This is a genomic window from Pseudomonas grandcourensis (assembly GCF_039909015.1).
Taxonomy (GTDB): domain Bacteria; phylum Pseudomonadota; class Gammaproteobacteria; order Pseudomonadales; family Pseudomonadaceae; genus Aquipseudomonas; species Aquipseudomonas grandcourensis.
The window spans coordinates 369,227-394,965 of record NZ_CP150919.1 but is presented as its reverse complement, the minus strand read 5'-3'; the positions used below and the strand labels follow the sequence as shown (position 1 = coordinate 394,965).

Annotated in this window: 26 protein-coding genes; 14 read left to right on the top strand and 12 right to left on the bottom strand. The window is 60.2% G+C overall.

Translation table 11 applies throughout. The annotated features are described in order from the left end of the window. Positions 1–24: 24 nt before the first annotated feature. Positions 25–1,479 (bottom strand): tRNA uracil 4-sulfurtransferase ThiI, encoded by a 1,455-nt coding sequence (gene thiI / locus AABM52_RS01715; RefSeq protein ID WP_347910108.1) that lies wholly within the window; start codon positions 1,477–1,479, stop codon positions 25–27. A gap of 327 nt (positions 1,480–1,806) precedes the next feature. Here thiI and glnA point away from each other — a divergent pair, with 327 nt between their 5' ends. From glnA to ntrC, 5 genes are all read left to right on the top strand, one after another. Then, the gene (gene glnA, locus AABM52_RS01710) at positions 1,807–3,213 is read left to right on the top strand and encodes a glutamate--ammonia ligase (RefSeq protein ID WP_110660758.1); all 1,407 of its coding nucleotides are present in this window, start codon (positions 1,807–1,809) and stop codon (positions 3,211–3,213) included. A 215-nt stretch (positions 3,214–3,428) separates the two neighbouring features. Continuing rightward, positions 3,429–3,944, top strand: a complete 516-nt coding sequence (locus AABM52_RS01705) for a DUF4124 domain-containing protein (protein WP_347910107.1) — start codon at positions 3,429–3,431, stop codon at positions 3,942–3,944. Next, positions 3,941–4,561, top strand: a complete 621-nt coding sequence (locus tag AABM52_RS01700; protein ID WP_347910106.1) for a DUF4124 domain-containing protein — start codon at positions 3,941–3,943, stop codon at positions 4,559–4,561. The genes AABM52_RS01705 and AABM52_RS01700 overlap by 4 nt, the downstream gene beginning before the upstream one ends. Before the next feature lie 227 nt (positions 4,562–4,788). Then, a complete protein-coding gene (glnL, locus tag AABM52_RS01695) occupies positions 4,789–5,874 on the top strand; it encodes a nitrogen regulation protein NR(II) (protein WP_008047753.1) in 1,086 nt (361 codons plus the stop codon). Further along, complete coding sequence (gene ntrC / locus AABM52_RS01690) at positions 5,871–7,307, top strand: nitrogen regulation protein NR(I) (protein WP_046040882.1); 1,437 nt, start codon at positions 5,871–5,873, stop codon at positions 7,305–7,307. Before glnL ends, ntrC begins: the two co-directional genes overlap by 4 nt. A 536-nt stretch (positions 7,308–7,843) precedes the next feature. Here ntrC and AABM52_RS01685 read toward each other — a convergent pair. Further along, the gene (locus AABM52_RS01685) at positions 7,844–8,284 is read right to left on the bottom strand and encodes a hypothetical protein (protein WP_347910105.1); all 441 of its coding nucleotides are present in this window, start codon (positions 8,282–8,284) and stop codon (positions 7,844–7,846) included. Here AABM52_RS01685 and trmL point away from each other — a divergent pair. Further along, positions 8,283–8,738, top strand: coding sequence for a tRNA (uridine(34)/cytosine(34)/5-carboxymethylaminomethyluridine(34)-2'-O)-methyltransferase TrmL (trmL, locus tag AABM52_RS01680; RefSeq protein ID WP_347910104.1), 456 nt, complete (start codon positions 8,283–8,285; stop codon positions 8,736–8,738). The two genes, AABM52_RS01685 and trmL, sit on opposite strands and share 2 nt — an antisense overlap. Positions 8,739–8,870: 132 nt before the next feature. Here trmL and secB read toward each other — a convergent pair whose 3' ends face one another. Genes secB through AABM52_RS01665 form a run of 3 tightly spaced genes read right to left on the bottom strand, consistent with a single transcriptional unit; the run spans position 8,871 to position 10,082 of the window. Continuing rightward, the gene (secB, locus tag AABM52_RS01675) at positions 8,871–9,356 is read right to left on the bottom strand and encodes a protein-export chaperone SecB (protein ID WP_347910103.1); all 486 of its coding nucleotides are present in this window, start codon (positions 9,354–9,356) and stop codon (positions 8,871–8,873) included. Positions 9,357–9,412: 56 nt separating this feature from the next. Further along, positions 9,413–9,667, bottom strand: a complete 255-nt coding sequence (grxC, locus tag AABM52_RS01670; RefSeq protein ID WP_008047737.1) for a glutaredoxin 3 — start codon at positions 9,665–9,667, stop codon at positions 9,413–9,415. A gap of 1 nt (position 9,668) precedes the next feature. After that, positions 9,669–10,082, bottom strand: a complete 414-nt coding sequence (locus AABM52_RS01665; RefSeq protein ID WP_110659530.1) for a rhodanese-like domain-containing protein — start codon at positions 10,080–10,082, stop codon at positions 9,669–9,671. Between the two features lie 152 nt (positions 10,083–10,234). Between AABM52_RS01665 and gpmI the strand changes: the two genes are divergently transcribed. The 4 genes from gpmI to AABM52_RS01645 all read left to right on the top strand — a co-directional run bounded on the left by gpmI (position 10,235) and on the right by AABM52_RS01645 (position 15,429). Further along, positions 10,235–11,764 carry a 2,3-bisphosphoglycerate-independent phosphoglycerate mutase gene (gene gpmI, locus AABM52_RS01660; protein WP_347910102.1) on the top strand — a complete coding sequence of 510 codons (1,530 nt, stop codon included), beginning with the start codon at positions 10,235–10,237 and terminating at the stop codon, positions 11,762–11,764. Between the two features lie 240 nt (positions 11,765–12,004). Beyond that, positions 12,005–13,300 carry a murein hydrolase activator EnvC gene (locus tag AABM52_RS01655; RefSeq protein WP_347910101.1) on the top strand — a complete coding sequence of 432 codons (1,296 nt, stop codon included), beginning with the start codon at positions 12,005–12,007 and terminating at the stop codon, positions 13,298–13,300. Between the two features lie 31 nt (positions 13,301–13,331). Then, positions 13,332–14,651 carry a S41 family peptidase gene (locus tag AABM52_RS01650; protein WP_111286749.1) on the top strand — a complete coding sequence of 440 codons (1,320 nt, stop codon included), beginning with the start codon at positions 13,332–13,334 and terminating at the stop codon, positions 14,649–14,651. A 1-nt stretch (position 14,652) separates the two neighbouring features. Further along, on the top strand, positions 14,653–15,429 hold the full coding sequence (locus AABM52_RS01645) for a divergent polysaccharide deacetylase family protein (RefSeq protein ID WP_347910100.1): 777 nt from the start codon (positions 14,653–14,655) through the stop codon (positions 15,427–15,429). 141 nt (positions 15,430–15,570) lie between these two features. Here the strand turns inward: AABM52_RS01645 and AABM52_RS01640 are convergent, their stop codons facing one another. The 7 genes from AABM52_RS01640 to AABM52_RS01610 form a co-directional block, all read right to left on the bottom strand. Beyond that, complete coding sequence (locus AABM52_RS01640) at positions 15,571–16,326, bottom strand: ABC transporter substrate-binding protein (protein ID WP_347910099.1); 756 nt, start codon at positions 16,324–16,326, stop codon at positions 15,571–15,573. Between the two features lie 78 nt (positions 16,327–16,404). Next, positions 16,405–17,175 (bottom strand): imidazole glycerol phosphate synthase subunit HisF, encoded by a 771-nt coding sequence (hisF, locus tag AABM52_RS01635; RefSeq protein WP_347910098.1) that lies wholly within the window; start codon positions 17,173–17,175, stop codon positions 16,405–16,407. Between the two features lie 9 nt (positions 17,176–17,184). Then, positions 17,185–17,922 carry a 1-(5-phosphoribosyl)-5-[(5-phosphoribosylamino)methylideneamino]imidazole-4-carboxamide isomerase gene (hisA, locus tag AABM52_RS01630; RefSeq protein WP_027617356.1) on the bottom strand — a complete coding sequence of 246 codons (738 nt, stop codon included), beginning with the start codon at positions 17,920–17,922 and terminating at the stop codon, positions 17,185–17,187. 42 nt (positions 17,923–17,964) lie between these two features. Beyond that, complete coding sequence (locus AABM52_RS01625) at positions 17,965–18,222, bottom strand: DUF2164 domain-containing protein (protein ID WP_110659522.1); 258 nt, start codon at positions 18,220–18,222, stop codon at positions 17,965–17,967. After that, positions 18,223–18,861: an imidazole glycerol phosphate synthase subunit HisH gene (hisH, locus tag AABM52_RS01620; protein WP_008047713.1), complete on the bottom strand. Its 639-nt coding sequence runs from the start codon at positions 18,859–18,861 to the stop codon at positions 18,223–18,225. Beyond that, entirely contained in the window at positions 18,861–19,454 is a 594-nt protein-coding gene (gene hisB, locus AABM52_RS01615; protein ID WP_347910097.1) for an imidazoleglycerol-phosphate dehydratase HisB, read from the bottom strand. The genes hisH and hisB overlap by 1 nt, the downstream gene beginning before the upstream one ends. 262 nt (positions 19,455–19,716) lie before the next feature. Beyond that, complete coding sequence (locus AABM52_RS01610; protein ID WP_223457481.1) at positions 19,717–21,381, bottom strand: OFA family MFS transporter; 1,665 nt, start codon at positions 21,379–21,381, stop codon at positions 19,717–19,719. Positions 21,382–21,611: 230 nt separating this feature from the next. On the opposite strand from AABM52_RS01610, the gene AABM52_RS01605 reads away from it, so the two are divergent. The 4 genes from AABM52_RS01605 to AABM52_RS01590 all read left to right on the top strand — a co-directional run bounded on the left by AABM52_RS01605 (position 21,612) and on the right by AABM52_RS01590 (position 25,659). Next, a complete protein-coding gene (locus tag AABM52_RS01605) occupies positions 21,612–22,016 on the top strand; it encodes an acetyl-CoA sensor PanZ family protein (RefSeq protein ID WP_347910096.1) in 405 nt (134 codons plus the stop codon). 78 nt (positions 22,017–22,094) lie between these two features. Continuing rightward, entirely contained in the window at positions 22,095–24,326 is a 2,232-nt protein-coding gene (locus tag AABM52_RS01600) for an AsmA family protein (RefSeq protein WP_347910095.1), read from the top strand. After that, the gene (gene mutY / locus AABM52_RS01595) at positions 24,323–25,390 is read left to right on the top strand and encodes an A/G-specific adenine glycosylase (RefSeq protein WP_347910094.1); all 1,068 of its coding nucleotides are present in this window, start codon (positions 24,323–24,325) and stop codon (positions 25,388–25,390) included. The genes AABM52_RS01600 and mutY overlap by 4 nt, the downstream gene beginning before the upstream one ends. Next, entirely contained in the window at positions 25,387–25,659 is a 273-nt protein-coding gene (locus AABM52_RS01590) for an oxidative damage protection protein (protein WP_007989188.1), read from the top strand. The genes mutY and AABM52_RS01590 overlap by 4 nt, the downstream gene beginning before the upstream one ends. Positions 25,660–25,739: the final 80 nt, after the last annotated feature.

Sequence of the window (25,739 nt, the reverse complement as noted above, 5' to 3'; positions counted from 1 at the left end):
CCACAGGCAAACAGCCCCGGGCTCTTAGCTCGGTCGATAAACGCGCACATTGGCATGCCCCTCACTGAGCAAATGGTGGGCATGCAGGCGACTCATCACGCCTTTGTCGCAATACAGCAGGTACTGGCGAGTAGGGTCCAGTTCCTTGAAACGAGCGTTCACTGCATAAAACGGCATCGTTTGTACCTCGATGCCAGCAAGGTCCAGCGGGTCGTCCTCAGCGGCATCCGGGTGACGGATGTCGATGACGATCTGACCGGCCAGCGCTTCGCTGACTTCTTCAATCTGCAAATCCTGGCCCAGTTCATCGATCACGCGATCGATCGGCACCAGCTTGGCGTTTTCGAGCGCACGCTCGAGTACCGCCATATCGAATTCTTTCTCTTCATGCTCGACGCGATAGCGCTTGGCTGCAGTCTTCGGATTGACCGAGATGACGCCGCAGTATTCCGGCATGTGCCGGGCGAAATCGGCGGTGCCGATTTCGTTGGCCAGGTCGATGATGTCCTGCTTGTGACTCGCGATCAGCGGACGCAACACCAGCTTGTCGGTCACGCAGTCGATCACCGACAGGTTCGGCAGCGTCTGGCTCGACACCTGGGAGATCGCCTCACCGGTGACCAGCGCGTCGATCTGCAGTCGATCGGCAATTTGGGACGAAGCGCGCAACATCATACGCTTCAATACTACGCCCATATGACTGTTATCGACTTTGCCGAGAATTTCGCCCAGCACTTCTTCAAACGGCACACTGACAAATAGCACGCGTTGGGAGCTGCCGTACTTCTTCCAGATGAAATGCGCGACTTCCATGACGCCCAGTTCGTGGGCACGTCCGCCCAGATTGAAGAAGCAGAAATGCGCCATCAGGCCGCGGCGCATGATCTGGTAGGCCGCCACGGTGGAGTCGAAGCCACCGGACATCAGCACCAGGGTCTGCTCCAGGGCGCCCAGCGGATATCCGCCGATGCCGTTGTGCTGGCTGTGGATCACGAACAACCGTTGGTCGCGAACTTCGATCCGGACTTCGATCTCCGGCGCTTTCAGGTCGATCCCGGCGGCGCCGCACTCGCGACGCAGCTTGCTGCCGACGTATTTTTCGACGTCCATCGAGCTGAACGGGTGCTTGCCCGCACGCTTGCAACGCACCGAGAAAATCTTCCCGGCCAGCGCATCGCCGTAGTGCTGCCTGCACTTTTCGGTGATGTCGTCGAAGTCGCCCAGCGGGTACTCGTCGATCTGCAGAAAGTGCGCGATGCCTGGCATGCAGGTCAGGCGCTCACCCATCTCTTTCAAGGCTTTCGGGTCGGTAACGCGGGTTTCCAGCTCGAGATTGTCCCACACGCCATTCACCACCACGGCCGGGTCCAGATCGCGGAGCACGGCGCGGATGTTTTTGGCCAACTGGCGGATAAATTTCGTCCGGACAGGTCGACTCTTGATGGTGATCTCGGGGAAGACTTTTACGATTAATTTCATGGAAACAGCGCGCGCATGGCCTGCCGAAAAAGGGGGCGCGGATTATAGCGGAAATTGCTCAAGGTTTAACCAGTTAATGTGCAGAAGGTTTCGCACGCACCAAAACAGGTCATTTATTAGATGTGGCGCCACATTACAGGGCGAGTTTTTCTGCTTTAAAGCGCAATATGCCCTCGCAAGCGTGTTTTTGGGGCAAAAAACCCATGCTGGGGCACTGGCATGCAATTTGCTCCCTTGTGAGGCAGGTTGCCTTGGCAGAGTATTCGCGCCGGCATCACCCACATTTAAGGGCATCCATTACTAGCCCGAAGCCACCCGGAGGACACTATGTCGAAGTCGGTTCAACTCATCAAAGATCATGACGTCAAGTGGATTGATCTGCGCTTCACGGACACCAAAGGCACTCAGCACCACGTGACCATGCCGGCTCGCGATGCGCTGGATGACGATTTCTTCGAAGTCGGCAAAATGTTCGACGGTTCCTCCATCGCTGGCTGGAAAGGCATCGAAGCCTCCGACATGATCCTGATGCCGGACGACTCCACCGCTGTCCTGGATCCGTTCACCGAAGAGCCGACCCTGATCCTGGTCTGCGACATCATCGAACCTTCGAGCATGCAAGGCTACGACCGCGACCCACGTGCGATCGCCAAGCGCGCCGAAGAGTACCTGAAGGCCACCGCTATCGGTGACACCGTATACGCCGGTCCAGAGCCAGAGTTCTTCATCTTCGACCAGGTGAAGTTCAAGTCCGACATTTCCGGCTCCATGTTCAAGATCTACTCTGAACAAGGTTCGTGGATGTCCGACCAGGACATCGAAGGCGGCAACAAAGGCCACCGTCCAGGCGTCAAAGGCGGCTACTTCCCGGTTCCGCCGTTCGACCACGACCACGAAATCCGTACCTCCATGTGCAACGCACTGGAAGAAATGGGCCTGACCGTTGAAGTTCACCACCACGAAGTGGCGACTGCCGGCCAGAACGAAATCGGCGTCAAGTTCAACACCCTGGTGAAGAAAGCCGACGAAACCCAAACCCTGAAGTACGTTGTACACAACGTTGCTGACGCTTACGGCCGCACCGCGACCTTCATGCCGAAGCCACTGTACGGCGACAACGGTTCGGGCATGCACGTTCACATGTCCATCTGGAAAGATGGCAAGAACACCTTCGCTGGCGAAGGCTATGCCGGCCTGTCCGACACCGCCCTGTACTTCATCGGCGGCATCATCAAGCACGGTAAGGCCCTGAACGGCTTCACCAACCCGGCTACCAACTCCTACAAGCGTCTGGTTCCAGGCTTCGAAGCTCCAGTGATGCTGGCCTACTCGGCTCGCAACCGTTCCGCTTCGATCCGTATTCCTTACGTGTCGAGCCCGAAAGCCCGCCGTATCGAAGCACGCTTCCCGGATCCGGCTGCCAACCCGTACCTGTGCTTCGCCGCACTGCTGATGGCTGGCCTGGACGGCATCCAGAACAAGATCCACCCTGGCGACGCAGCTGACAAAAACCTGTACGACCTGCCGCCTGAAGAGGCCAAAGAGATCCCACAAGTTTGCGGCAGCCTGAAGGAAGCCCTGGAAGAGCTGGACAAAGGTCGTGCGTTCCTGACCAAAGGCGGCGTTTTCAGCGACGACTTCATCGACGCTTACATCGCCCTGAAAAGCGAAGAAGAAATCAAAGTACGTACTTTCGTACACCCACTGGAATACGAGCTGTACTACAGCTGCTGATCCGGTAGCGCCGCAACACGCGGCGTGACAAAAATGAGGTCTCCTTCGGGAGGCCTCTTTTTTATTGCCCTCGATTCAACGACTGACGCACATCCCTGTGGGGGGGGTTATGTGTTCAGCAGCCTCGGGAAATCATGCCCAGATGTTAACGGCTTGGGATAACCGCCAAGCCTGACCTATGCTGCAACCCAACATTTTCGCTTCCGGTCGATTCCATGGGTCGTGGTTTTCTATTCATCCTGCTGTTGATCGCTCTGCCCGCCACGGCGCAGATCTACAAGTACACGGACACCAACGGCGCCACCGCGTACAGCAATCAACCGCCTGACGGCGTCAGCGCTCAACCGGTCGACTTGCCGCCCCTCAACAGCGTCGAACGCCAGCCTGCCGGCGAAGTCGCGCCCGCTGCTGAGACCGGTCGTAAAGAACTGCCCCACAAGACCTATGACGTGCTGGAGCTGACAGGCCTGCCCAGCACCGAAGCCCTGCGCGCCAACAATGGCACCTTCACGATAAATGTACTGATCAAGCCGCGCCTGCAAGATCCCCACCTGCTGCGCCTGCTGCTGGACGGTCAACCCTACGGCCAGCCAGGCAACGTGCCGACCCTGCAACTGATGAACATCGATCGCGGCGAACACCGCCTCGCCGTGCAAGTGATCGATGACGAAAACGTCGTGCAGCAGAGCCCAACGGTGACATTCACCGTACAGCGAGTGCACAAGCCTTGAAGGCCTGGCTGCTGATCGCCTGCCTGATTGCCCTGCCCGCCTCGGCAGAGGTCTTCATGTATGTCGACGCTCAGGGTAATCGGGTTTTCACCGACCAGCCCAAACCCGGTGACGCCAGGCGCGTACCGCTGACAACGACCAATCGAATGGCAGCCACCCCCACCAGCGCAGCGCCGTTGCTTGCCCAGAGCAGTCCTGAAGTAGAAACGCTGTTCCACTATGAGGTGCTGCGCATCCTGATCCCGGAACCCGACGCAACCATCCGCAGCAACACCGGCGAAGTCATCGTCAGCGCGACCAACGAACCTGCCCTGCAACCCGGTCACCGCTACCGGTTGCTGCTCGACGGCCAGCCCACCGCCGAACCCGGCTTGAGCCCGGTGTTCGCCTTGAGCAACATCGATCGCGGCAGCCATACCCTGTCCGTGGAAATCCTCGACGAACAGGGGCGCATCGTCGAACGCACCGCCAGCCAGCCTTTCCACATGCAGCGCACGTCTCTCGCCCAGAAGCGCAGGATCAAACCCTGCGTCCTCGAAGACTACGGCCAGCGGCCGGAATGCCCGCTCAGCGACAAACCCGGCGAAGAAAAAAATCCTTTCCAGAGACTTTTCTAACCTCGTTCAGGTTTGCGCACTATATTGGTGCAATAGCTTGCACCGTACTCACATTCCAACCCATTTTGGTTCGAAAGTACCCGCGAAAGCTGGCAGAACGCCACGTAAACGAGCGTCAAACGCCTGTTTCAGGCGTTGAGCGCTTCTTTTCGGAGCCTTGGTTTGGTTTTTGCATTTTGACCGTATCAGCGTTTTTTTGCGCATGCTCTGCCCTAAAAGAGGTCCCGATGACCATTAGCGACGCACTCCACCGTTTGCTACTCGACAACCTCACCACTGCCACCATCCTGCTTGATGCCGAACTGCGCCTCGAGTACATGAACCCGGCGGCGGAGATGCTGCTGGCCATCAGCGGTCAGCGCAGCCATGGGCAGTTCATCAGTGAGTTGTTTACTGAATCGACCGAGGCACTGAACTCGTTGCGCCAGGCCGTCGAGCAAGCGCACCCGTTCACCAAGCGCGAAGCCATGCTCACCGCCCTCACCGGTCAGACCCTGACCGTCGACTACGCGGTAACGCCGATCCTGAGCAACGGCGACACGATGCTGCTGCTCGAAGTCCACCCCCGTGACCGCCTGCTGCGGATCACCAAGGAAGAAGCACAGCTGTCGAAACAGGAAACCAGCAAGATGCTGGTGCGCGGCCTTGCCCATGAAATCAAGAACCCCTTGGGCGGGATTCGCGGCGCGGCACAATTGCTGGCCCGGGAACTGCCGGAAGAAAGCCTGCGCGACTACACCAACGTCATCATTGAAGAAGCTGACCGCCTGCGTAACCTGGTGGACCGCATGCTCGGCTCCAACAAGCTGCCGTCGCTGGCCATGTGCAATGTCCACGAAGTGCTGGAGCGTGTCTGCCATCTGGTGGAGGCCGAAAGCCAGGGCTGCATCACCTTGGTGCGCGACTACGATCCAAGCATCCCCGACGTCCTGATCGACCGCGAGCAAATGATTCAGGCCGTACTGAACATCGTGCGCAACGCCATGCAGGCCATCAGCACCCAGAATGAACTGCGCCTGGGCCGCATCAGCCTGCGCACCCGCGCCATGCGCCAGTTCACCATTGGTCACGTGCGCCATCGCCTGGTGACCAAGATCGAGATCATCGACAACGGTCCGGGTATCCCGGCAGAACTTCAGGAAACCATTTTCTTCCCCATGGTCAGCGGTCGTCCGGACGGTACCGGGCTGGGCCTGGCCATTACCCAGAACATCATCAGCCAGCACCAGGGCCTGATCGAATGTGACAGCCACCCCGGCCACACCACCTTCTCGATCTTTCTGCCACTGGAACAAGGAGCCACATCGACATGAGCCGTAGTGAAACCGTGTGGATCGTCGATGACGACCGTTCTATCCGTTGGGTCCTGGAAAAAGCCTTGCAACAGGAAGGCATGACCACGCAAAGCTTCGACAGCGCCGACGGCGTGATGAGCCGTCTGGCGCGCCAGCAGCCGGACGTGATCATCTCCGACATCCGCATGCCCGGTGCCAGCGGCCTGGAGCTTCTGGCGCGGATTCGCGAACAGCACCCACGGCTGCCGGTGATCATCATGACCGCGCACTCCGATCTGGACAGCGCTGTCGCGTCCTATCAGGGCGGCGCCTTCGAATACCTGCCCAAGCCGTTCGATGTCGACGAGGCAGTTTCCCTGGTCAAGCGCGCCAACCAGCACGCTCAGGAACAACAAGGCCTGGAAGTCGCCCCGACCCTGACCCGCACCCCGGAAATCATCGGCGAAGCGCCGGCGATGCAGGAAGTGTTTCGCGCCATCGGACGCTTGAGCCACTCCAACATCACCGTGCTGATCAATGGTGAATCGGGTACCGGTAAAGAACTGGTGGCCCACGCGCTGCATCGTCACAGCCCGCGCGCCGCTTCGCCGTTCATTGCGCTGAACATGGCGGCGATCCCCAAAGACCTGATGGAATCCGAACTGTTCGGCCATGAAAAAGGCGCGTTCACCGGTGCGGCCAACCTGCGTCGCGGGCGTTTCGAGCAAGCCGATGGCGGTACGCTGTTCCTCGACGAAATCGGTGACATGCCCGCCGATACCCAGACCCGTTTGCTTCGCGTACTGGCCGATGGCGAGTTCTACCGGGTCGGCGGTCATGTGCCGGTGAAGGTCGATGTGCGCATCATCGCTGCGACTCACCAGAATCTGGAAACCCTGGTGCACGCCGGGAAATTCCGTGAGGACTTGTTCCATCGCCTCAACGTGATCCGCATCCATATCCCGCGCTTGTCCGATCGCCGCGAAGATATCCCGACCCTGGCCAAGCACTTCCTCGGCCGCGCCGCCCAGGAACTGGCAGTCGAGCCGAAGCTGCTGAAAAGCGAAACCGAGGAATACCTGAAGAACCTGCCGTGGCCCGGCAACGTGCGTCAGCTGGAGAACACCTGCCGCTGGATCACGGTGATGGCTTCGGGTCGCGAAGTGCACATCGGTGACCTGCCGCCGGAACTGCTGAGCCTGCCGCAGGACTCTGCACCGGTCACCAACTGGGAGCAGGCCCTGCGCCAGTGGGCTGACCAGGCCCTTGCCCGTGGTCAGTCGAGCCTGCTCGACAGCGCCGTACCAGCCTTCGAGCGGATCATGATCGAGACCGCCCTCAAGCACACCGCCGGTCGCCGCCGCGATGCCGCCGTCTTGCTGGGTTGGGGACGCAACACCCTGACTCGCAAGATCAAGGAATTGGGGATGAAAGTGGATGGCGGGGATGATGATGAGGGGGATGAGGGCTAAGTCTGGCGTTCGAATTTAGTCGCAAGCGAAAAGATCGCAGCCTCCGGCAGCTCCTACAGGCGTACGCAAGACCCTGTAGGAGCTGCCGAAGGCTGCGATCTTTTTTGGCCGATAACCACGCCCCATGCACCGCCGCAATGCACCGTGAACCGCAATCGCGCACAAAAACAGCTCCGAATCCCCGCCTGCTTTCGCAACCGAATCCCTTTCGAAAAAACACGAAAGCCCCGAATTCCGGGGCTTTCAGCGTTTCAATCCGATTTTTTGTTTCTCTTTGTGAAAACTGGCACGCCCCCTGCAATAACCCTTTCAGGTGAATCAGTTCACCTACCCGGTTTCGGGGACCTTGGTACAGGCAGGCCGGGGATTCCCCTCTTTACATCGGGCTCACACCGCACCCGCGACGAGCCCCGCAGTTTTGGGGCCCTTGATACAGGCAGGTCAGGGGTTCCTTCTTTACACCAGGCTCACACCGCACTCGCGACGAGCCTCCCGTTTCGGGAACCTTGGTACAGGCAGGCCGGGGATTCCCTCTTTTATTGCTCCCGGAGATGGATCTCCAGCCGCCAGCGGTCTTCGACCTCGCTGCCGGCCCATTGGCCCTGCAGGGGCCGGGCCGCTACCAGCGTCAGCAACAACCCCCCATCGCTCAAACGCACCCGCCAGTTCACGTCCTTGCCGCCGAGCTTGAGCTGACCTTTCTGCGCCTTGCCCTCGGCGCCAAACAGCAGCGCAACACTGCCATCAACCATCTCGCCGTGGGTCTTGGGTTCATTGTTGAACCACACCACCAGCCCGTCGTTCGTCACTTCCACCTGCTGCAACTGACTGGGGTCTGGCGTGGTCAGGCGACCGATCATCATCCCGACCATCACCCCGACAATCGCCAGCGAGCCCATTACCCGCAGGAATAGTTTCGAACGCACGCCTGCTTGCGGCGTAGAATGCGCGTCATCTTTGCCTTCGGAGCCGTGCATGTTTCACGTCATCCTTTTCCAACCAGAAATTCCGCCGAATACCGGCAACGTTATCAGGCTGTGCGCCAACAGTGGCTGCCACCTGCATTTGATCGAACCGCTGGGCTTCGAGATGGACGACAAGCGTCTGCGCCGGGCCGGCCTCGATTACCACGAGTATGCCACCCTGCAACGCCACGCGGACCTCGCCAGCTGCCTGGAGAGCCTCGGCCATCCACGACTGTTCGCCTTCACCACCAAGGGTTCGCGGCCGTTCCACGATGCCAGCTTCGCCCCTGGCGACGCGTTCCTGTTCGGCCCGGAAAGCCGGGGCTTGCCCGCCGACGTGCTGGATGCCCTGCCTGGTGAGCAACGTCTGCGCCTGCCGATGCGCGAGGGCTGCCGCAGCCTGAACCTGTCCAATACCGTGGCGGTGGCCGTTTACGAAGCCTGGCGTCAGAACGACTTCAAATAACACCGCATAGCAAATGTGGGAGCGGGCTTGCTCGCGAAGGGGTCATCAGCTTCAACATGAATGTTGACTGAAAAACCGCTTTCGCGAGCAAGCCCGCTCCCACATTGGACTTGCTTCGACGCTCAGAAATGCTTACTGAACAGTCGGAGTCTCGCCAGCAGCCTGCATGCGTTGCAGCTCTTGAGCGTACAGCGCATCGAAGTTCACCGGAGCCAGCATCAGTGCCGGGAACGAACCGCGGGTCACCAGGCTGTCCAGGGTTTCGCGAGCGTACGGGAACAGGATGTTCGGGCAGAACGCACCCAGGGTGTGGCTCATCGAAGCGTCGTCCAGGTTCTTGATCAGGAAGATCCCGGCCTGTTGCACTTCAGCGATGAACGCCACTTCGTCACCGTTTTTCACGGTAACCGACAGGGTCAGCACGACTTCGTGGAAGTCGGATTCCAGCGACTTCTGGCGGGTGTTCAGATCCAGGCCGACGCTCGGCTCCCACTGCTGGCGGAAGATCGCCGGGCTTTTCGGAGCTTCGAAGGACAGGTCACGCACATAAATGCGCTGCAAGGAGAATTGCGGTGCAGTTTCTTCTTCGTTCGCAGCAGTGTTCTGTTGGTCAGTCATCGCAGATCCTTCTTGATCCAGGGTTCTTTTAGGTTTGCTTGTTTTGGGTATTGCCGTCAGGCCCTGAGCAGCGCGTCGAGCTTGCCGGCGCGCTCCAGGGCGAACAGATCATCACAACCACCCACGTGGGTGCTGCCGATCCAGATTTGCGGCACGGATGTACGCCCGGCCTTCTGGGCCATCGCAGCGCGCACCTGCGGCTTGCCATCGACCTTGATCTCTTCGAAGGCCACGCCTTTGTTCTCGAGCAGATACTTGGCTCGCGAGCAGTAAGGGCAGTAATCGCTGGAATAGACGACGACGCTACTCATATCACTTCACCAGCGGCAGATTGTCGGCTTTCCAGCTGGAGATACCGCCGGACAGCTTGGCGGCGGTGAAGCCGGATTTCATCAATTCGCGGGCGTGGGTGCCGGCGGTCTGGCCCATTGCGTCGACCAGGATGATGGTCTTGGCCTTGTGTTTTTCCAGTTCGCCAACGCGGGCGGCCAGTTTGTCCTGGGGAATGTTCACCGCACCGACAATGTGACCGGCGGCGAAATCCTTGGTTGGACGAATGTCGATCACCACGCCTGCGTCCTTGTTGACCAGCCCGGTCAGTTCGCCGGTGCTCAGGCTACGGCCGCCGCCCTGCATTTGATAGGCAATCAGCAACGCCAGCAGTACGACGAAGATACCGACGAGAATGTAGTGGTTAGTGGCGAATTCAATCAGGTGAGCAACCATCGAAGGAGGTTCCAGGGCGTTAAAATGTCGGCCAGTATACACAGCCACTATGGTGGGCCAAACCCCGTCCGGCGGTGACGTGGCCGGAACTTCGCTTTAAACTGCGACTCCCTTTTCCATTGCCCCTTTTTACTTAAGCCAGAGCGGATTCCATGACTACCACGCCTAAACCTTTGGTCCTGATGATTCTCGACGGCTTCGGTCACAGCGACAATCCCGAATCCAACGCCATTTTCGCGGCGAAGAAGCCCGTACTGGATCGTCTGTGGGCCACCGTGCCGAACGGCCTGATCTCGGGCAGCGGCATGGACGTCGGCCTGCCGGATGGCCAGATGGGCAACTCCGAAGTCGGCCACATGAACCTGGGCGCCGGCCGCGTGGTGTATCAGGACTTCACTCGCGTCACCAAATCGATCCGTGACGGCGAGTTCTTCGAGAACCCGACCATCTGCGCTGCCGTGGACAAAGCCGTCGCCGCCGGCAAAGCCGTGCATTTCATGGGCCTGCTGTCCGATGGCGGCGTGCACAGCCACCAGGATCACCTGGTCGCCATGGCCGAACTGGCCTTCAAGCGCGGCGCACAAAACATCTATCTGCACGCCTTCCTCGACGGCCGCGACACTCCGCCGAAAAGCGCGCAGTCGTCGATCGAACTGCTCGACGCGTCCTTCCAGGCCCTGGGCAAGGGCCGGATCGCCAGCATCATCGGCCGCTACTACGCCATGGACCGCGACAACCGTTGGGATCGCGTGTCCCAGGCCTACAACCTGATTGTCGATGGCCAGGGCGAATTCAACGCCGCCACCGCCCAGGAAGGCCTGCAAGCGGCCTACGAGCGTGGCGAGAGCGACGAATTCGTCAAAGCCACCTCCATCGGCGAGCCGGTAAAAGTCGAAGACGGCGATGCCGTGGTGTTCATGAACTTCCGCGCCGACCGTGCCCGCGAGCTGACCCGCGTGTTCGTCGAAGACAACTTCAGTGAGTTCGAGCGTGCCCGCCAGCCGAAACTGGCCGGTTTCGTCATGCTGACCCAATACGCCGCCAGCATCCCTGCGCCGTCGGCTTTCGCTGCCGGCAGCCTGGAAAACGTGCTGGGCGACTACCTGGCGAAAAACGGCAAGACCCAGTTGCGCATCGCTGAAACCGAAAAATATGCCCATGTGACCTTCTTCTTTTCCGGCGGCCGCGAAGAACCGTTCCCGGGCGAAGAGCGCATCCTGATTCCGTCGCCGAAAGTCGCTACTTATGACTTGCAGCCGGAAATGAGCGCACCGGAAGTCACCGACCGCATCGTCGACGCCATCGAAAACCAGCGTTACGACGTGATCGTGGTCAACTACGCCAACGGCGACATGGTCGGCCACAGCGGCGTGTTCGAAGCGGCAGTCAAGGCCGTTGAATGCCTGGACCTGTGCGTGGGTCGCATCGTCGAGGCCCTGGAAAAGGTCGGAGGCGAAGCCTTGATCACCGCTGACCATGGCAACGTCGAGCAAATGTCCGATGAAACCACCGGCCAGGCGCACACTGCGCACACCACCGAGCCGGTACCGTTCATCTATGTCGGCAAGCGCGACCTGAAGGTCCGCGAAGGCGGCGTGCTGGCGGACGTGGCGCCGACCATGCTGATGCTGCTGGGCCTTGAGCAACCGGCGGAAATGACCGGGACCTCGATTCTGGTCTGATTGGATCTCCAAAACGCCACAAAACCTGTGGGAGCGAGCTTGCTCGCGATAGCAATCTGACAGCCAACATCTATGTTGAATGATCGGACGCCATCGCGAGCAAGCTCGCTCCCACAGTGGTTTTGGGGTGTTTTCAGGGACAACTTCGATCCAGTTATCACACAGTCAGAAATGGGCATTTTTTTTGCCGCCCATGGCGGGCATACTAGGCCGTCCCTTTCCCTGGTGCCGCCCGCCTCTATGCTCCGCGTCCTGATAGCCCTAGCTCTGACTTGCCTGCTCCAACCGGCCTTTGCTGACGAGCGCGCAGATACCCAACAACAGTTGGACGCCACGCGTCAGGATATTGCCGAGCTGAAGAAGCTGCTGGGCAAGCTGCAGGAAGAAAAGTCCGGCGTGCAGAAAGAGCTCAAGGGCACCGAAACCGAAATGGGCAAGCTCGAGAAGCAGGTCGACGCCCTGCAAAAAGAGCTGAAGAAAAGCGAAGCCGAGCTGCAGCGACTCGATGCTGAGAAAAAAAAACTCCAGAGCGCGCGCATTGAACAGCAACGACTGATCGCCATTCAGGCCCGGGCGGCCTACCAGAACGGTCGCCAGGAATACCTCAAGTTGCTGCTCAACCAACAGAATCCGGAAAGATTCGCCCGCACCCTCACCTATTACGACTACCTGAGCCAGGCTCGCCTGGAGCAGTTGAAGAATTTCAACGAAACCCTGCGCCAACTGTCCAATGTCGAGAAAGACATCGCCATGCAGCAGGCGCAATTGCTGGTGCAGCAAAGCAGCCTCGACACCCAGCGTGACGAGCTCGAGAAAGTCCGCAAGGAGCGCCAGCAAGTCCTGGCCAAGCTCAATGACGACGTAAAGGCTCGCGATCAGAAACTCGCGTCGCGCGAGCAGGATCAGGCAGACCTGTCTAAAGTCCTTAAAACCATTGAAGAAACCCTGGCACGCCAGGCTCGTGAGGCAGAAGAAGCGCGGCAAAAAGCGCTGATTGCCCAGCAGGAAGCCGAAAAAAAGCGTTTACGTGAGGCCCAGGCGCAGGCAGATGCCGGCGACGACGCCCCACGCAAGCCGGTCAGATCAACGCCTGGCGCACTGGTTTCCAGTTCCGGCGAGACCTTTGGCGGCCCGTTTGCGTCAACCCGCGGCAAACTTCCCTGGCCTGTCGATGGTCGACTGCTGGCGCGCTACGGTGAAAGCCGTGGCGACGATGCCCGGACCAAGTGGGATGGCGTGATGATCGGCGCGTCTGCCGGCAGCACCGTGCATGCGGTGCATGGTGGTCGCGTAGTGTTTGCCGACTGGCTACGAGGCGCCGGGTTGCTGGTGATCCTCGACCACGGCAACGGTTTTTTGAGTCTTTATGGTCACAACCAGACGCTGCTCAAGTCTGCGGGTGATGTGGTTAAAGCCGGTGAGTCCATCTCCACTGTCGGCAACAGTGGCGGGCAGGACACGCCAGCGCTGTATTTTGCTATTCGTCAGCAGGGTCACCCGAGTGATCCGGCGCAATGGTGCCGCGCGCAAGGATAAGCGCGTTACCTAATTCAGGAGTTTGTTAGACATGCTGCATTTGTCCCGCCTTACCTCGCTGGCCCTGACGATCGCCCTGGTGATCGGCGCGCCTCTGGCGTTTGCCGCTCAACCAGCCCCGGCGGTTGCGCCTGCGGGCACTGCTGCGACCACCAAGGCGCCACTGCCGCTGGATGAGTTGCGCACCTTTGCCGAGGTGATGGACCGGATCAAGGCCGCTTATGTCGAACCGGTGGACGACAAGACCCTGCTGGAAAACGCCATCAAGGGCATGCTCAGCAACCTCGATCCGCATTCCGCCTACCTGGGCCCTGAAGATTTCGCCGAGTTGCAGGAAAGCACCAGCGGTGAGTTCGGCGGCCTGGGCATCGAAGTCGGCGCCGAAGACGGCTTCATCAAGGTGGTGTCGCCCATTGACGACACGCCGGCCTCCAAGGCCGGCATTCAGGCCGGCGACTTCATCGTCAAGATCAACGGCCAGCCGACCCGCGGCCAGAGCATGACCGAAGCCGTGGACAAGATGCGCGGCAAGATCGGCCAGAAAATCACCCTGACCCTGGTGCGCGACGGCGGCACGCCGTTCGACGTGACCCTGGCCCGCGCCGTCATCCAGGTGAAGAGCGTGAAGAGCCAGTTGCTGGAATCGGGCTACGGCTACATCCGCATCACCCAGTTCCAGGTCAAGACCGGCGAAGAAGTCTCCAAGGCGCTGGCCAAGCTGCGCAAGGACAACGGCAAGAAGCTCAAGGGCATCATTCTCGACCTGCGCAACAACCCGGGCGGCGTCTTGCAAGCGGCGGTGGAAGTGGTCGACCACTTCATCACCAAAGGCCTGATTGTTTACACCAAGGGCCGCATCGCCAACTCCGAGCTGCGTTTCTCTGCCACCGGCAAGGACGAAAGCGAAGCCGTGCCAATGGTCGTGCTGATCAACGGCGGCAGCGCCTCGGCTTCGGAAATTGTCGCCGGCGCCCTGCAGGACCAGAAACGCGCCGTGCTGATGGGCACCACCAGTTTCGGCAAGGGCTCGGTACAGACGGTTCTGCCGCTTAACAACGAGCGCGCATTGAAGATCACCACGGCGTTGTATTACACGCCGAACGGCCGTTCCATCCAGGCCCAGGGCATCGTGCCGGACATCGAAGTACGCAAGGCCAAGATCACCAGCGAGCAGGACAGCGATTACTTCAAGGAAGCTGACTTGCAGGGTCACCTGGGCAATGGCAACGGCGGTGCCGACAAACCGACCGGCTCCAGCGGCAAAGCCAAGCCGATGCCGCAGGACGATGATTACCAATTGGCCCAGGCCCTGAGCCTGCTCAAAGGGCTGAGCATTACGTCCGGCCGTTGAGATGTTTCTGCAGTTACTGATTGGTCTGTTGTGTTGTCTGGCGGGTGCTGCTCACGCAGAGCCCGCCGGATCGACGCCCGACAAAGCCTACCTGAGCCTGATCATCGATGACCTGGGGCAGAACCTGCCCCGGGATCGCCGCGTGCTCGCCCTGTCCGGCCCGGTGACCACGGCAATCATGCCCGACACGCCCCACGCCACCGAATTCGCCCGCGAAGCCCATCGCGCCGGCAAGATCGTCATCCTGCACATGCCCATGGACCCGGCCACCGGACCGTTCGCCTGGCACCCCGAGTTGCCCATCGAAGAGCTGGAAAAACGCCTGGACGCCGCATTCAAAATGGTCCCGTACACCAGCGGCATCAACAACCACATGGGCAGCCGCATGACCGCACAGCCAGCCGCCATGGCGTGGTTGATGGCGGATTTGCAGCGCCGGCATAAATTCTTCGTCGACAGCCGCACCAGCGCCCAGACCGTGGCCGCAGCCGAAGCGCAGAAGATCGGTTTGGCGAGCGTTTCGCGGGATGTGTTTCTCGACGATGAGCGTACTGAAGCAGCGATCCTGACCCAGTTGCAGACCGCGATCAGCCTCGCGCACAAGCAGGGTTCGGCGGTGATGATCGGGCATCCGTATCCACAGACGCTCGCAGTGCTGGAGCGCGAACTGCCCAAGCTGAAAGCTCAGGGAATCGAGTGGATTGATATCCGGCAGATGATCAGTGTGCGCGGTAACCGGGCGACTGCGGCGCATGGGAAAAATGGCGTGTACCGTTAGCAGCTACACCGCAAAACCCCTGTAGGAGCGAGCTTGCTCGCGATGGCGCCATCACATTCAACATCTCTATCGACTGTCAGACCGTCATCGCGAGCAAGCTCGCACAGTGATATGCGCATGGCTGAATGAGGGTGTCGGGCGTTAGAGATACTGCGCCATGATCTCGTCCACCCGACCTTCCTTGCGCATCTGGTCCAGCGCCGCCTGGAGCTTGGCCACCGTCTCGTCCGACACATCCTTGTTCAGCGCCAGGTACAGTTCGGCACTGTTGAAACGCAGTACGGTTTTCAACCCGCTGACCCCTTCCTGACGCGCCAGATAGCGCCCGGCCGGGTCACCGGTGGCCCACAGGTCGATCTGACCGTTGACCAGTTTCCTGGCGTTGTCCTGATCGCGCAGTACAACGATCGGGTTTAGACCTTGCTTGGACAGCGTCTCGGCAATCGCGTCGCCCTTGTAGGCGCCGATCTTGTATTTGCGCGCATCATTCAAGGTTTCGAGGGTGATCTTGCTGTCAGCCTTGGCCAGCATGATCCAGTCGTCCGGCCCAATCGGGCCGACCCATTTGAATAGCTTCTCGCGATCCGGCAACCGCGCCATGACGAATACGCCGTAACCGGGTTTTTCCAGGGTGAGTTTGTAGATTCGCTCCCAAGGGAAACGCAGCGTCAGGCTGTAGCTAATGTCGGCGCGCTTGAATATCTCGCGGACGATATCGGTGGCGATGCCATTGATGTTCTCGTCCTGAGCGAAGTTCTTGCCATTCTTCGCCATGTTGTACGGCGGGAAGTTCTCCGTCAGCAACACCAGGTCGGTATCAGGGCTGTCTTTAGCGTTTGCTCCGTTGATCAACAACAGAGAAGCGCTGGCAAGGACGAGAAGAAAGCGTTTAAGCATGTCTGGCTACCGAAATCCATGGCGTACCCAAGAGTGCCTTGGGTACGCCATGGTGTCCACTGGACTGTACCGGTATGTTTAACGCATCACGATTCCGCGATGGGCCATATAGGCCTTGGCTTCCTGCACCGTGTATTCGCCGAAGTGGAAAATACTCGCCGCCAGCACCGCGCTGGCGTGGCCTTCGATAATGCCGTCGGCCAGGTGTTGCAGGTTGCCGACACCGCCGGAGGCGATCACCGGGATACCCAGCGCATCGCTGATGGCGCGGGTGACACCCAGGTCGAAACCGTTTTTCATGCCGTCCTGGTCCATGCTGGTCAGCAGGATTTCGCCGGCACCCAGGCCTTCCATTTTCTTCGCCCACTCAATGGCGTCGAGGCCGGTTGGCTTGCGACCGCCATGGGTGAAGATTTCCCAGCGCGGGGTTTCGCCAGGTCCCGAAACCTTCTTCGCGTCGATGGCCACCACGATGCATTGCGAACCGAAATGCTGTGCCGCTTCGCCGACGAACTCCGGGTTGAACACCGCTGCAGTGTTGATCGAGACCTTGTCCGCACCGGCATTGAGCAGGTTGCGGATGTCCTGCACGGTGCGCACGCCACCGCCCACGGTCAGCGGGATGAACACCTGGCTGGCCATGCGCTCGACGGTGTGCAGCGTGGTGTCGCGGCCATCGACGCTGGCGGTGATGTCGAGAAAGGTAATCTCGTCGGCGCCCTGCTCGTCGTAACGACGAGCAATTTCCACCGGGTCACCGGCGTCGCGGATGTTTTCGAATTTCACACCCTTGACCACCCGGCCGTTGTCCACGTCCAGGCAAGGGATGATGCGTTTGGCCAGCGCCATGGTCAGTCCTCAGCCTTTGTACGAATCGCAGAAAGCTTGCGCTTCAGCGACATCGAGGGTGCCTTCGTAGATCGCACGGCCTGTGATCGCACCGATGATGCCTGGCGCCTTGGCGTCGAGCAGGGTCTTGATGTCACCCAGATTGTGGATGCCGCCGGAAGCGATCACCGGGATCTTTGTTGCAGCAGCCAGTGCCGCGGTGAACGGTACGTTGCAGCCCTGCATCATGCCGTCTTTGGCGATGTCGGTATAAACGATCGAAGACACGCCGTCGGCTTCGAATTGCTTGGCCAGGTCGATCACCTGGATGGTACTGATTTCAGCCCAGCCGTCAGTGGCGACAAAACCGTCTTTGGCATCCAGACCCACGATGATTTTGCCCGGGAACGCGCGGCAGGCTTCGGCGACGAAGGCCGGATCTTTCACAGCCTTGGTGCCGATGATCACGTAGCTCACGCCCGCTTTCACGTAGTGCTCGATGGTTTCCAGGGAGCGGATACCGCCGCCGATCTGGATCGGCAGGTTCGGATAACGCTTGGCGATGGCGGTGACCACTTCGCCGTTGACCGGCTGGCCTTCGAAGGCGCCGTTCAGGTCGACCAGATGCAGACGACGGCAACCGCCCTCCACCCACTTGGCAGCCATGCTCACCGGGTCATCGGAGAACACCGTGGAATCTTCCATGCGGCCCTGGCGCAGACGAACACAGGCACCGTCTTTAAGATCGATAGCGGGAATAATCAGCATCTGGCAAACCTTCAAATTTGTATGTTCAGCTTGGCTCGGAAATCAGTTTTTCTCGAGCGCCCACAGGTCGCTTTCGATGCTTTCGAACCTCTCTTTGAGGTGCGTCTGCACATCGAAAATCGCCCTGTTGTAATAGTGCGGAGCAATTTCACGGGTAAACAGCTCAAGAATCTCCGCCGCCTCGAACGAGCCGAGGTCGAGTTCGAAGCGGTCTTCCATGAAACGCTTGATCTTGCGATTGGCCTCGCTCTCCTGCTCGGGAGTGAGGGTCAGAATCGGCGGTTTCTTTTTGATTGCCATTTACCAGCGACCGTCCCACGCAGCGAAGTTCTGCAGCAACTGCAGGCCATGGGTATGGCTTTTCTCCGGGTGGAACTGCACGGCGAAACGCGAGCCTTCGGCCAGCGCCGCGGCGAAATCGACACCGTAGTGACCGCCACCCACCACCTGCCGCGCATTGGCGGCAGCGATGTAGTAGCTGTGCACGAAGTAGAACCGCGCCATGTCCGGAATGTCGTGCCACAGCGGGTGACTGACCTTCTGCTTCACTTCGTTCCAGCCCATGTGCGGGACTTTCAGGTGTTCGCCGTCTTCGACCAGATCCTTGCCGAAGAACTTCACTGCGCCCGGGAACAGGCCGATGCAGTCGACACCGTCGTTCTCTTCGCTGGTGTCGAGCAAGGCTTGCATGCCCACGCAGATGCCGAGGAACGGACGGTCCTGGCTGACTTCACGCACCAGCGAATCGAAACCGAGGCGACGGATCTCCGCCATGCAATCGCGAATCGCGCCAACGCCGGGGAAAACCACCCGGTCGGCTTCGCGAATCACGTTGGCATCGCTGGTGATCAGCACCTTGCCGGCACCGACGTGCTCGAGGGCCTTGGCCACCGAGTGCAGGTTGCCCATGCCGTAATCGATAACCGCGACTGTCTGCATTACAGAACGCCCTTGGTCGACGGCATTTGCCCGGCCATGCGGTCATCGAGCTCGACGGCCATGCGCAGGGCGCGGCCGAAAGCCTTGAACACGGTTTCGATCTGGTGGTGGGTGTTGGTGCCACGCAGGTTGTCGATGTGCAGGCTGACCAGCGCATGGTTGACGAAGCCCTGGAAGAACTCCTGGAACAGGTCAACGTCGAAGCCGCCGACGGTGGCGCGGGTGTACGGCACGTGCATCTGCAGGCCTGGGCGGCCGGAGAGGTCGATCACCACGCGCGACAGCGCTTCATCGAGCGGCACGTAGGCGTGGCCGTAGCGACGGATGCCTTTTTTGTCGCCGATGGCTTTGGCAAACGCCTGGCCGAGGGTGATACCGACGTCTTCCACCGTGTGGTGGTCATCGATATGCAGGTCGCCCTTGCTGACAATATCCAGGTCGATCAACCCGTGACGGGCGATCTGGTCCAGCATGTGCTCAAGAAAAGGAACACCGATATCGAATCGGGCCTTTCCGGTGCCATCGAGGTTGATCGAGGCTTTGATCTGGGTTTCCAGAGTGTCGCGCTCGACAGACGCCTTACGTTCGGCCATCACCAGCTCCGCAAAATCATTGGGCGAAAAAGGCAGCCATTATAGGCTTGCGGGCGCCAAACAGAAACACGAGAGGTGATATCCCTGACGGAGTGAATCCGGGGATGCCGGCGATAGACATGTCCATACAAGCCATTTCAGACACCCCAAAACAACTGTAGGAGCGAGCCTGCTCGCGATGAGGCCCTCACATTCAACATCATTGTCGACTGTCAGACCGCTATCGCGAGCAGGCTCGCTCCTACAAGGGTGATGCGCTTACTTAGTGAAACAGCACCGCCGTCTTCTGCAGAGTCACCCAAACACCCCACGCCAGCGGAATGCCCACCACCAGCCACGCCGCAATCGCCAGCGGCTTGGTGCCCGGCGCGGCTTTCCACTCCAGCACGGTGCTGCTGTCAGCGCCTTTGTCATGGCCCAGCGCCTGTTCGGCGGCCAGTTCGGCGTCGGTCATGAAGTACTTGTCCGCCACCGGACGCACCAGCAGGTTGCACAGGAAACCCAGCACCAGCAGGCCGGCGAGGATGTACAGGGTGATGTCGTAGGCCGCCGCACGCTCGACGCCGATGCTCAGCTGATACTCACGCAGGTAATTCACCAGCACCGGACCGAGCACACCAGCAGCAGCCCACGCCGTCAGCAGACGCCCGTGAATCGCACCGACCATTTGCGTGCCGAACAGATCCGCCAGATACGCCGGAACGGTCGCGAAACCACCGCCATACATCGACAGGATGATGCAGAACGCAGCCACGAACAGCGCGATGCTGCCCAGGTGACCAAGGTTCGGAATCAGTCCGTACAGGGCAAAGCCAAGGGCGAAGAACACGAAGTAAGTGTTTTTACGGCCCAGGTAATCCGAGAACGAAGCCCAGAAGAAGCGCCCACCGATGTTGAACAGGCTCAGCAAACCGGTGAAACCGGCAGCGATGGCGGCAATCGAAGCCAGTTGTGAGGCGTCCAGTTGACCGAAGGTCAGGTCATTGCCCAGCAACTTGCCCGCGAACACTTCCTGCAACAGCGGCGACGCCATGCCGAGGATGCCGATACCGGCCGATACGTTCAGGCACAGCACCAGCCACACCAGACGGAATTGCGGCGTCTTCCAGGCCACATTCACGTGAACATGACGATGAGTGATCATCGCGTTCGAGGCTTTTTTCGCCGGGGCCGTCCAGCCTTCAGGCTTCCAGCCGGTTGGCGGTACGCGATAGGACAACGCGCCACCGATCATGAACACGAAGTAGATCGCGGCCATCACCAGGAAGCTCTGCCAGACGCCGACGCTGGTTGGCGAAGCGAAATGCCCCATCAGCGCTGCCGCCAACGGAGCGCCGACCATTGCGCCGCCGCCGAAGCCCATGATCGCCATGCCGGTCGCCATGCCGCGCTTGTCCGGGAACCATTTGATCAGGGTCGACACCGGCGAAATGTAGCCCAGGCCCAGGCCGATACCGCCAATGACCCCGGAGCCGATCCACATCAGCCAGATCTGATGGGTATACACCCCCAGCGCCGAAATCAGCAGGCCGCCGCACCAGCACAGTGCCGATACGACACCGGCCTTGCGCGGTCCGGCATGCTCCAGCCAGCCACCCCAGATGGCGGCCGAGCAGCCCAGGAAGATGAAGAACAGGGTGTAGATCCAGCCGAGCATCGAGATCGGCCAGTCACACTGGGACGAAAAGACTTGTGCGATAAAACTCATGTCCGGTGCGCAGGCCACCGGAGCGGTGATGCCCAGCGCCTTAGACAGCGGCAACCAGAACACCGAAAAGCCGTAGGCCATGCCGATGCACAAGTGGATGGCCAACGCGGCCGGTGGCACCAGCCAACGGTTGAAACCGGGCTTGGCGATGATCCGCTCCTTGGACAGGAACGCAGGCTGGTCGGCGCTGAAGCCGTCCGCCGTGATGCTCGTGGTCATTGTGTATCCCCCAATTGTCAGTATGGTTCGCCAGCCACAGTCCGCTCCCGGCCTTAATGCACGCAGGCATGACCGTTTTTTGGTGGAGCACCTTGTTGTGCGACAACAGGTCGCAGAAGGACGGACGAACGGGCAAAGGTTACCATTTGCAAGTGACAGAAAAACCAAACTGACATCACCTTTTGTACGTCAACTGATCTCTATCGCTTCATGACCTCACAGGAATCACCATGCCGATCATTGTCGAGCCGCTGAACCAAGCCACTGCCCAGGATCGGCAGGATCTGCAGAAGGTCTACAGCGACGCCCCGGACTGGCTGTTCGCCCCGTTTTCCGGGGCCGCGCAGTTGATCGATGACTGTTTGCGCGATGGCACACTGATCGCCGGACGCTTCAATGATCGCCTGCTGGGCGCGGCCCGCCTGCAAAGGCACCAAGACGCCTGGCACTTGTCCCAAATATGTGTGCGAAAAATTACCCGTCGCCGTGGTGTTGCCGAGCGACTGGTCGCCGAAGCCCAGAAAATGGCCGCGCAATCAGGCATGCCTCTGCGCCTGCTGGCGCCTGCCGGGCATCTGGAGGCTCAGGCGCTGGCCGCCAAGCTGAAACTGCCACTGGACGTATTGCCGGCGTGATCACTGACCGGTCGTCTGTTCGGGGGCGCTATACTCCCCGGCTAAATTTTGAATTCGACTAATTACAAGGACTCGCCCATGAAAGCGTTCGGCAAAATCCTGGGTCTGGTACTTCTCGGGCTGTTGCTGATCATTGTGGCGCTGGGCTTTGCCCTGACCCACCTCTTCGATCCCAACGACTACAAAGACGAGATCCGCCAGATTGCCCGTGACAAAGCCCACATCGAGCTGACGCTCAATGGCGATATCGGCTGGAGCCTGTTCCCGTGGCTGGGCCTGGAGCTGCACGACGCCAGTGTGGCGACCCTGATCAAGCCGACCGAACCGTTTGCCGACTTGCAGATGCTCGGCCTGTCGGTACGCGTAATGCCGCTGCTGCGCCGTGAAGTGCAGATGAGTGACGTACGCGTCGAGGGCCTGAACCTGCGCCTGAACCGCGACAAGGACGGCCACGGCAATTGGGAAGACGTCGGCAAGGTGCCGGCACCGGCCAACACCGCCACGACCAGTTCTGCGCCCGCAGCGAGTGAACCTGCACCCGCCACCAGCGTCGCGCCCGAAAAACCGCCTCAGCCGATCCGCCTGGACATCGACAGCCTGACCGTGAACAACGCACGGGTCGAATACAGCGACGAGAAAACCGGCAAGAGCTTCAGCGCCGAAAGCATCCAGTTGAGCACCGGTGCGGTTCACGACTCCGTCAACATTCCGCTCAAGCTCACGGCTTTCCTGTCAGCCAACCAGCCGGCATTGCGAGTGCGTACCGAGCTCAATGGTGAAGTACGTATCGCACGTGCATTGCAGCGCTATCAGCTCGAAGACATGCGGTTCTCCGGGGAAGTGACCGGCGATCCGTTGCAAGGCAAGACCCTGACCTTCTCCGCCCAAGGCCAACTGGTGCTGGACAAGGCCGCCAATGTCGCCGAGTGGACCGGCATCAAGATCTCCGCCAACCAACTGCGGGCACTGGGTGAACTGAAGGTCAACGACCTCGACAAGACCCCACAGGTCAGCGGCGGCATCTCGATCGCCCAGTTCGACCTGGCGAAATTCGTCGATAGCATCGGCCAGAAACTCCCGGCCATGGCCGAAGGCAGCCTGAGCAAGGTCGAACTGGTCAGCCGTCTGGCGGCAACACCCACCAGCCTGGCACTCGACAACCTCAACCTGAAAGTCGACGACAGCACCTTCAGCGGCCGCATTGCCGTCGAAGATTTCGCCAAGCAATCGCTGCGCGCAGCACTCAAGGCCGACACCTTCAATGTCGACCGTTACTTGCCGCCGAAATCCGCCGAGGCCAATAGCGCGACACAAGTGCGCCAGGCCGAAGTCGCGAGCACCGAAGCCGATGCCATGGCCGGCGCCGGCAGCACTCCGTTGCCACCCGCGCCGACCAAGGACGCGTGGAGCAACGAGCGCCTGTTGCCCGTGGAACGCTTGAGCAAACTCGATGTGGACGCCGACCTGACCTTCGGCCAGTTGACCCTGCAAAAACTGCCGATCCATAACGCCGCGCTCAAGGCCACCGGCCAGGGTGGCCTGCTGACGCTGGCCAACCTGCGCGGCGATCTGTACGAGGGCAACTTCGAAACCACCGGCACGCTCGACGTACGCCAGCCAGTGCCGGCGCTGAATCTGCAGACGAAGATCAGCCGGGTACCGGCAGAAAAAATCCTCGAAAGCCAGGGCAAGAACCCGCCGGTCAAAGGCCTGGTTACGCTCAACAGCAGCCTGACCGGCAGCGGCAACAGCCAGAAAGCGTTGATCGAAACCCTCAACGGCAACGCCAGTTTCGTCATCAACAATGGCGTGCTGCTCAACGCCAACCTTGAGCAACAGCTGTGCAAAGGCATCGCCACGCTCAACCGCAAAACCCTCAGCGGCGAACCCCGGGGCAAGGACACACCCTTCCAGGAGCTCAAGGGCAACCTGACCTTCCGAAATGGCGTGGCCAGCAACCCGGACCTGAAGGTGCGCATCCCGGGCATGACCGTCAACGGTGACGGTGACATCGATCTGCGAGTGCTGGGCATGGACTACCGCGTCGGCATCATCGTCGAAGGCGATACCAGTGCCATGCCGGACCCGGCCTGCCAGGTCGGCGACAAGTTTGTCGGCATCGAGTGGCCACTGCGCTGCCGCGGCCCGCTGGAGCTGGGCGCCAAGGCTTGCCGCCTGGATAACGAGCGCATGAGCCAGGTCGCGGCCAAACTGGCTGGCGACAGGATCAGCGAAAAAATCGACGCGAAATGGGGCGACAAGGTCGACCCGAAACTGAAAGACGCGCTCAAGGAGCTGTTCAAGCGATGAGAGCCGAGCAGTTTTCAACGGCGGTGCTGGACTGGTTCGACCGCCACGGCCGGCACGATTTGCCCTGGCAGCAGGACATCAACCCGTATCGGGTATGGGTCTCGGAAATCATGTTGCAGCAGACCCAGGTCAGCACCGTGCTGAACTACTTCGACCGCTTCATGGCCTCGTTGCCGACGGTCGAAGCCCTGGCGGCGGCACCGGAAGACGAAGTGCTGCACCTGTGGACGGGCCTGGGTTACTACACCCGCGCGCGCAATTTGCAGAAGACCGCGAAGATCGTCGTCGAGCAGTACGGCGGCGAATTCCCCCGGGATGTGGAAAAACTCACTGACTTGCCGGGGATCGGCTTGTCCACCGCTGGCGCCATTGCCAGCATCAGCATGGGCCTGCGCGCGCCGATCCTCGACGGTAACGTCAAACGGGTGCTGGCGCGATTTACCGCGCAAGAGGGCTACCCTGGTGAGCCGAAGGTCGCCAAACAGCTCTGGGCCAACGCTGAGCGCTTTACGCCGCAGACCCGTGTCAACGCCTACACCCAGGCGATGATGGACCTGGGCGCCACGCTCTGCACCCGCAGCAAACCGAGCTGCCTGCTGTGTCCGCTGGAAAAGGGCTGTGAGGCACACATGCTCGGCCTGGAAACCCGCTACCCGATCCCCAAGCCGCGCAAAGCCATCCCGCAGAAACGCACGCTGATGCCGATGCTCGCCAACGGCGAGGGCGCGATCCTGCTTTACCGTCGCCCGTCCACGGGCCTGTGGGGCGGTTTGTGGAGCCTGCCGGAACTCGACGACCTCGATGACCTGACGCACCTGGCATCGCAGCACTCGCTGGAACTGGGCACCCAACAGGCATTGCCGAGCCTGGTGCACACCTTCAGCCATTTTCAGTTATCCATCGAACCCTGGCTGGTTCAGGTCCAGGAGTCCGGCCATCACGTGGCCGAGGCTGACTGGCTCTGGTATAACCTCGCCACCCCGCCGCGCCTGGGCCTTGCCGCCCCGGTCAAAACCTTGCTCGAACGCGCGGCCGCCGTATTGAACGCAGGAGAGTCGTCATGACCCGCACCATCATGTGCCGCAAGTACAAAGAAGAATTGCCAGGCCTGGAGCGCGCTCCCTTCCCGGGCGCCAAAGGCCAGGACATTTTTGACCACGTCTCGCAAAAGGCCTGGGCCGACTGGCAGAAGCACCAGACCCTGCTGATCAACGAAAAACGCCTGAACATGATGAACGCCGAAGATCGCAAATATCTTCAGGGCGAGATGGACAAGTACTTCTCCGGCGAGGATTACGCCAAGGCCGAAGGCTACGTACCGCCGTCGGAATAACCCCGATTTATCGGGGGGCGGAACGTAAGCGACGGTAATAATTAAAATTTTTTTGAAAACTTGCTTGACGACCCCCTGAA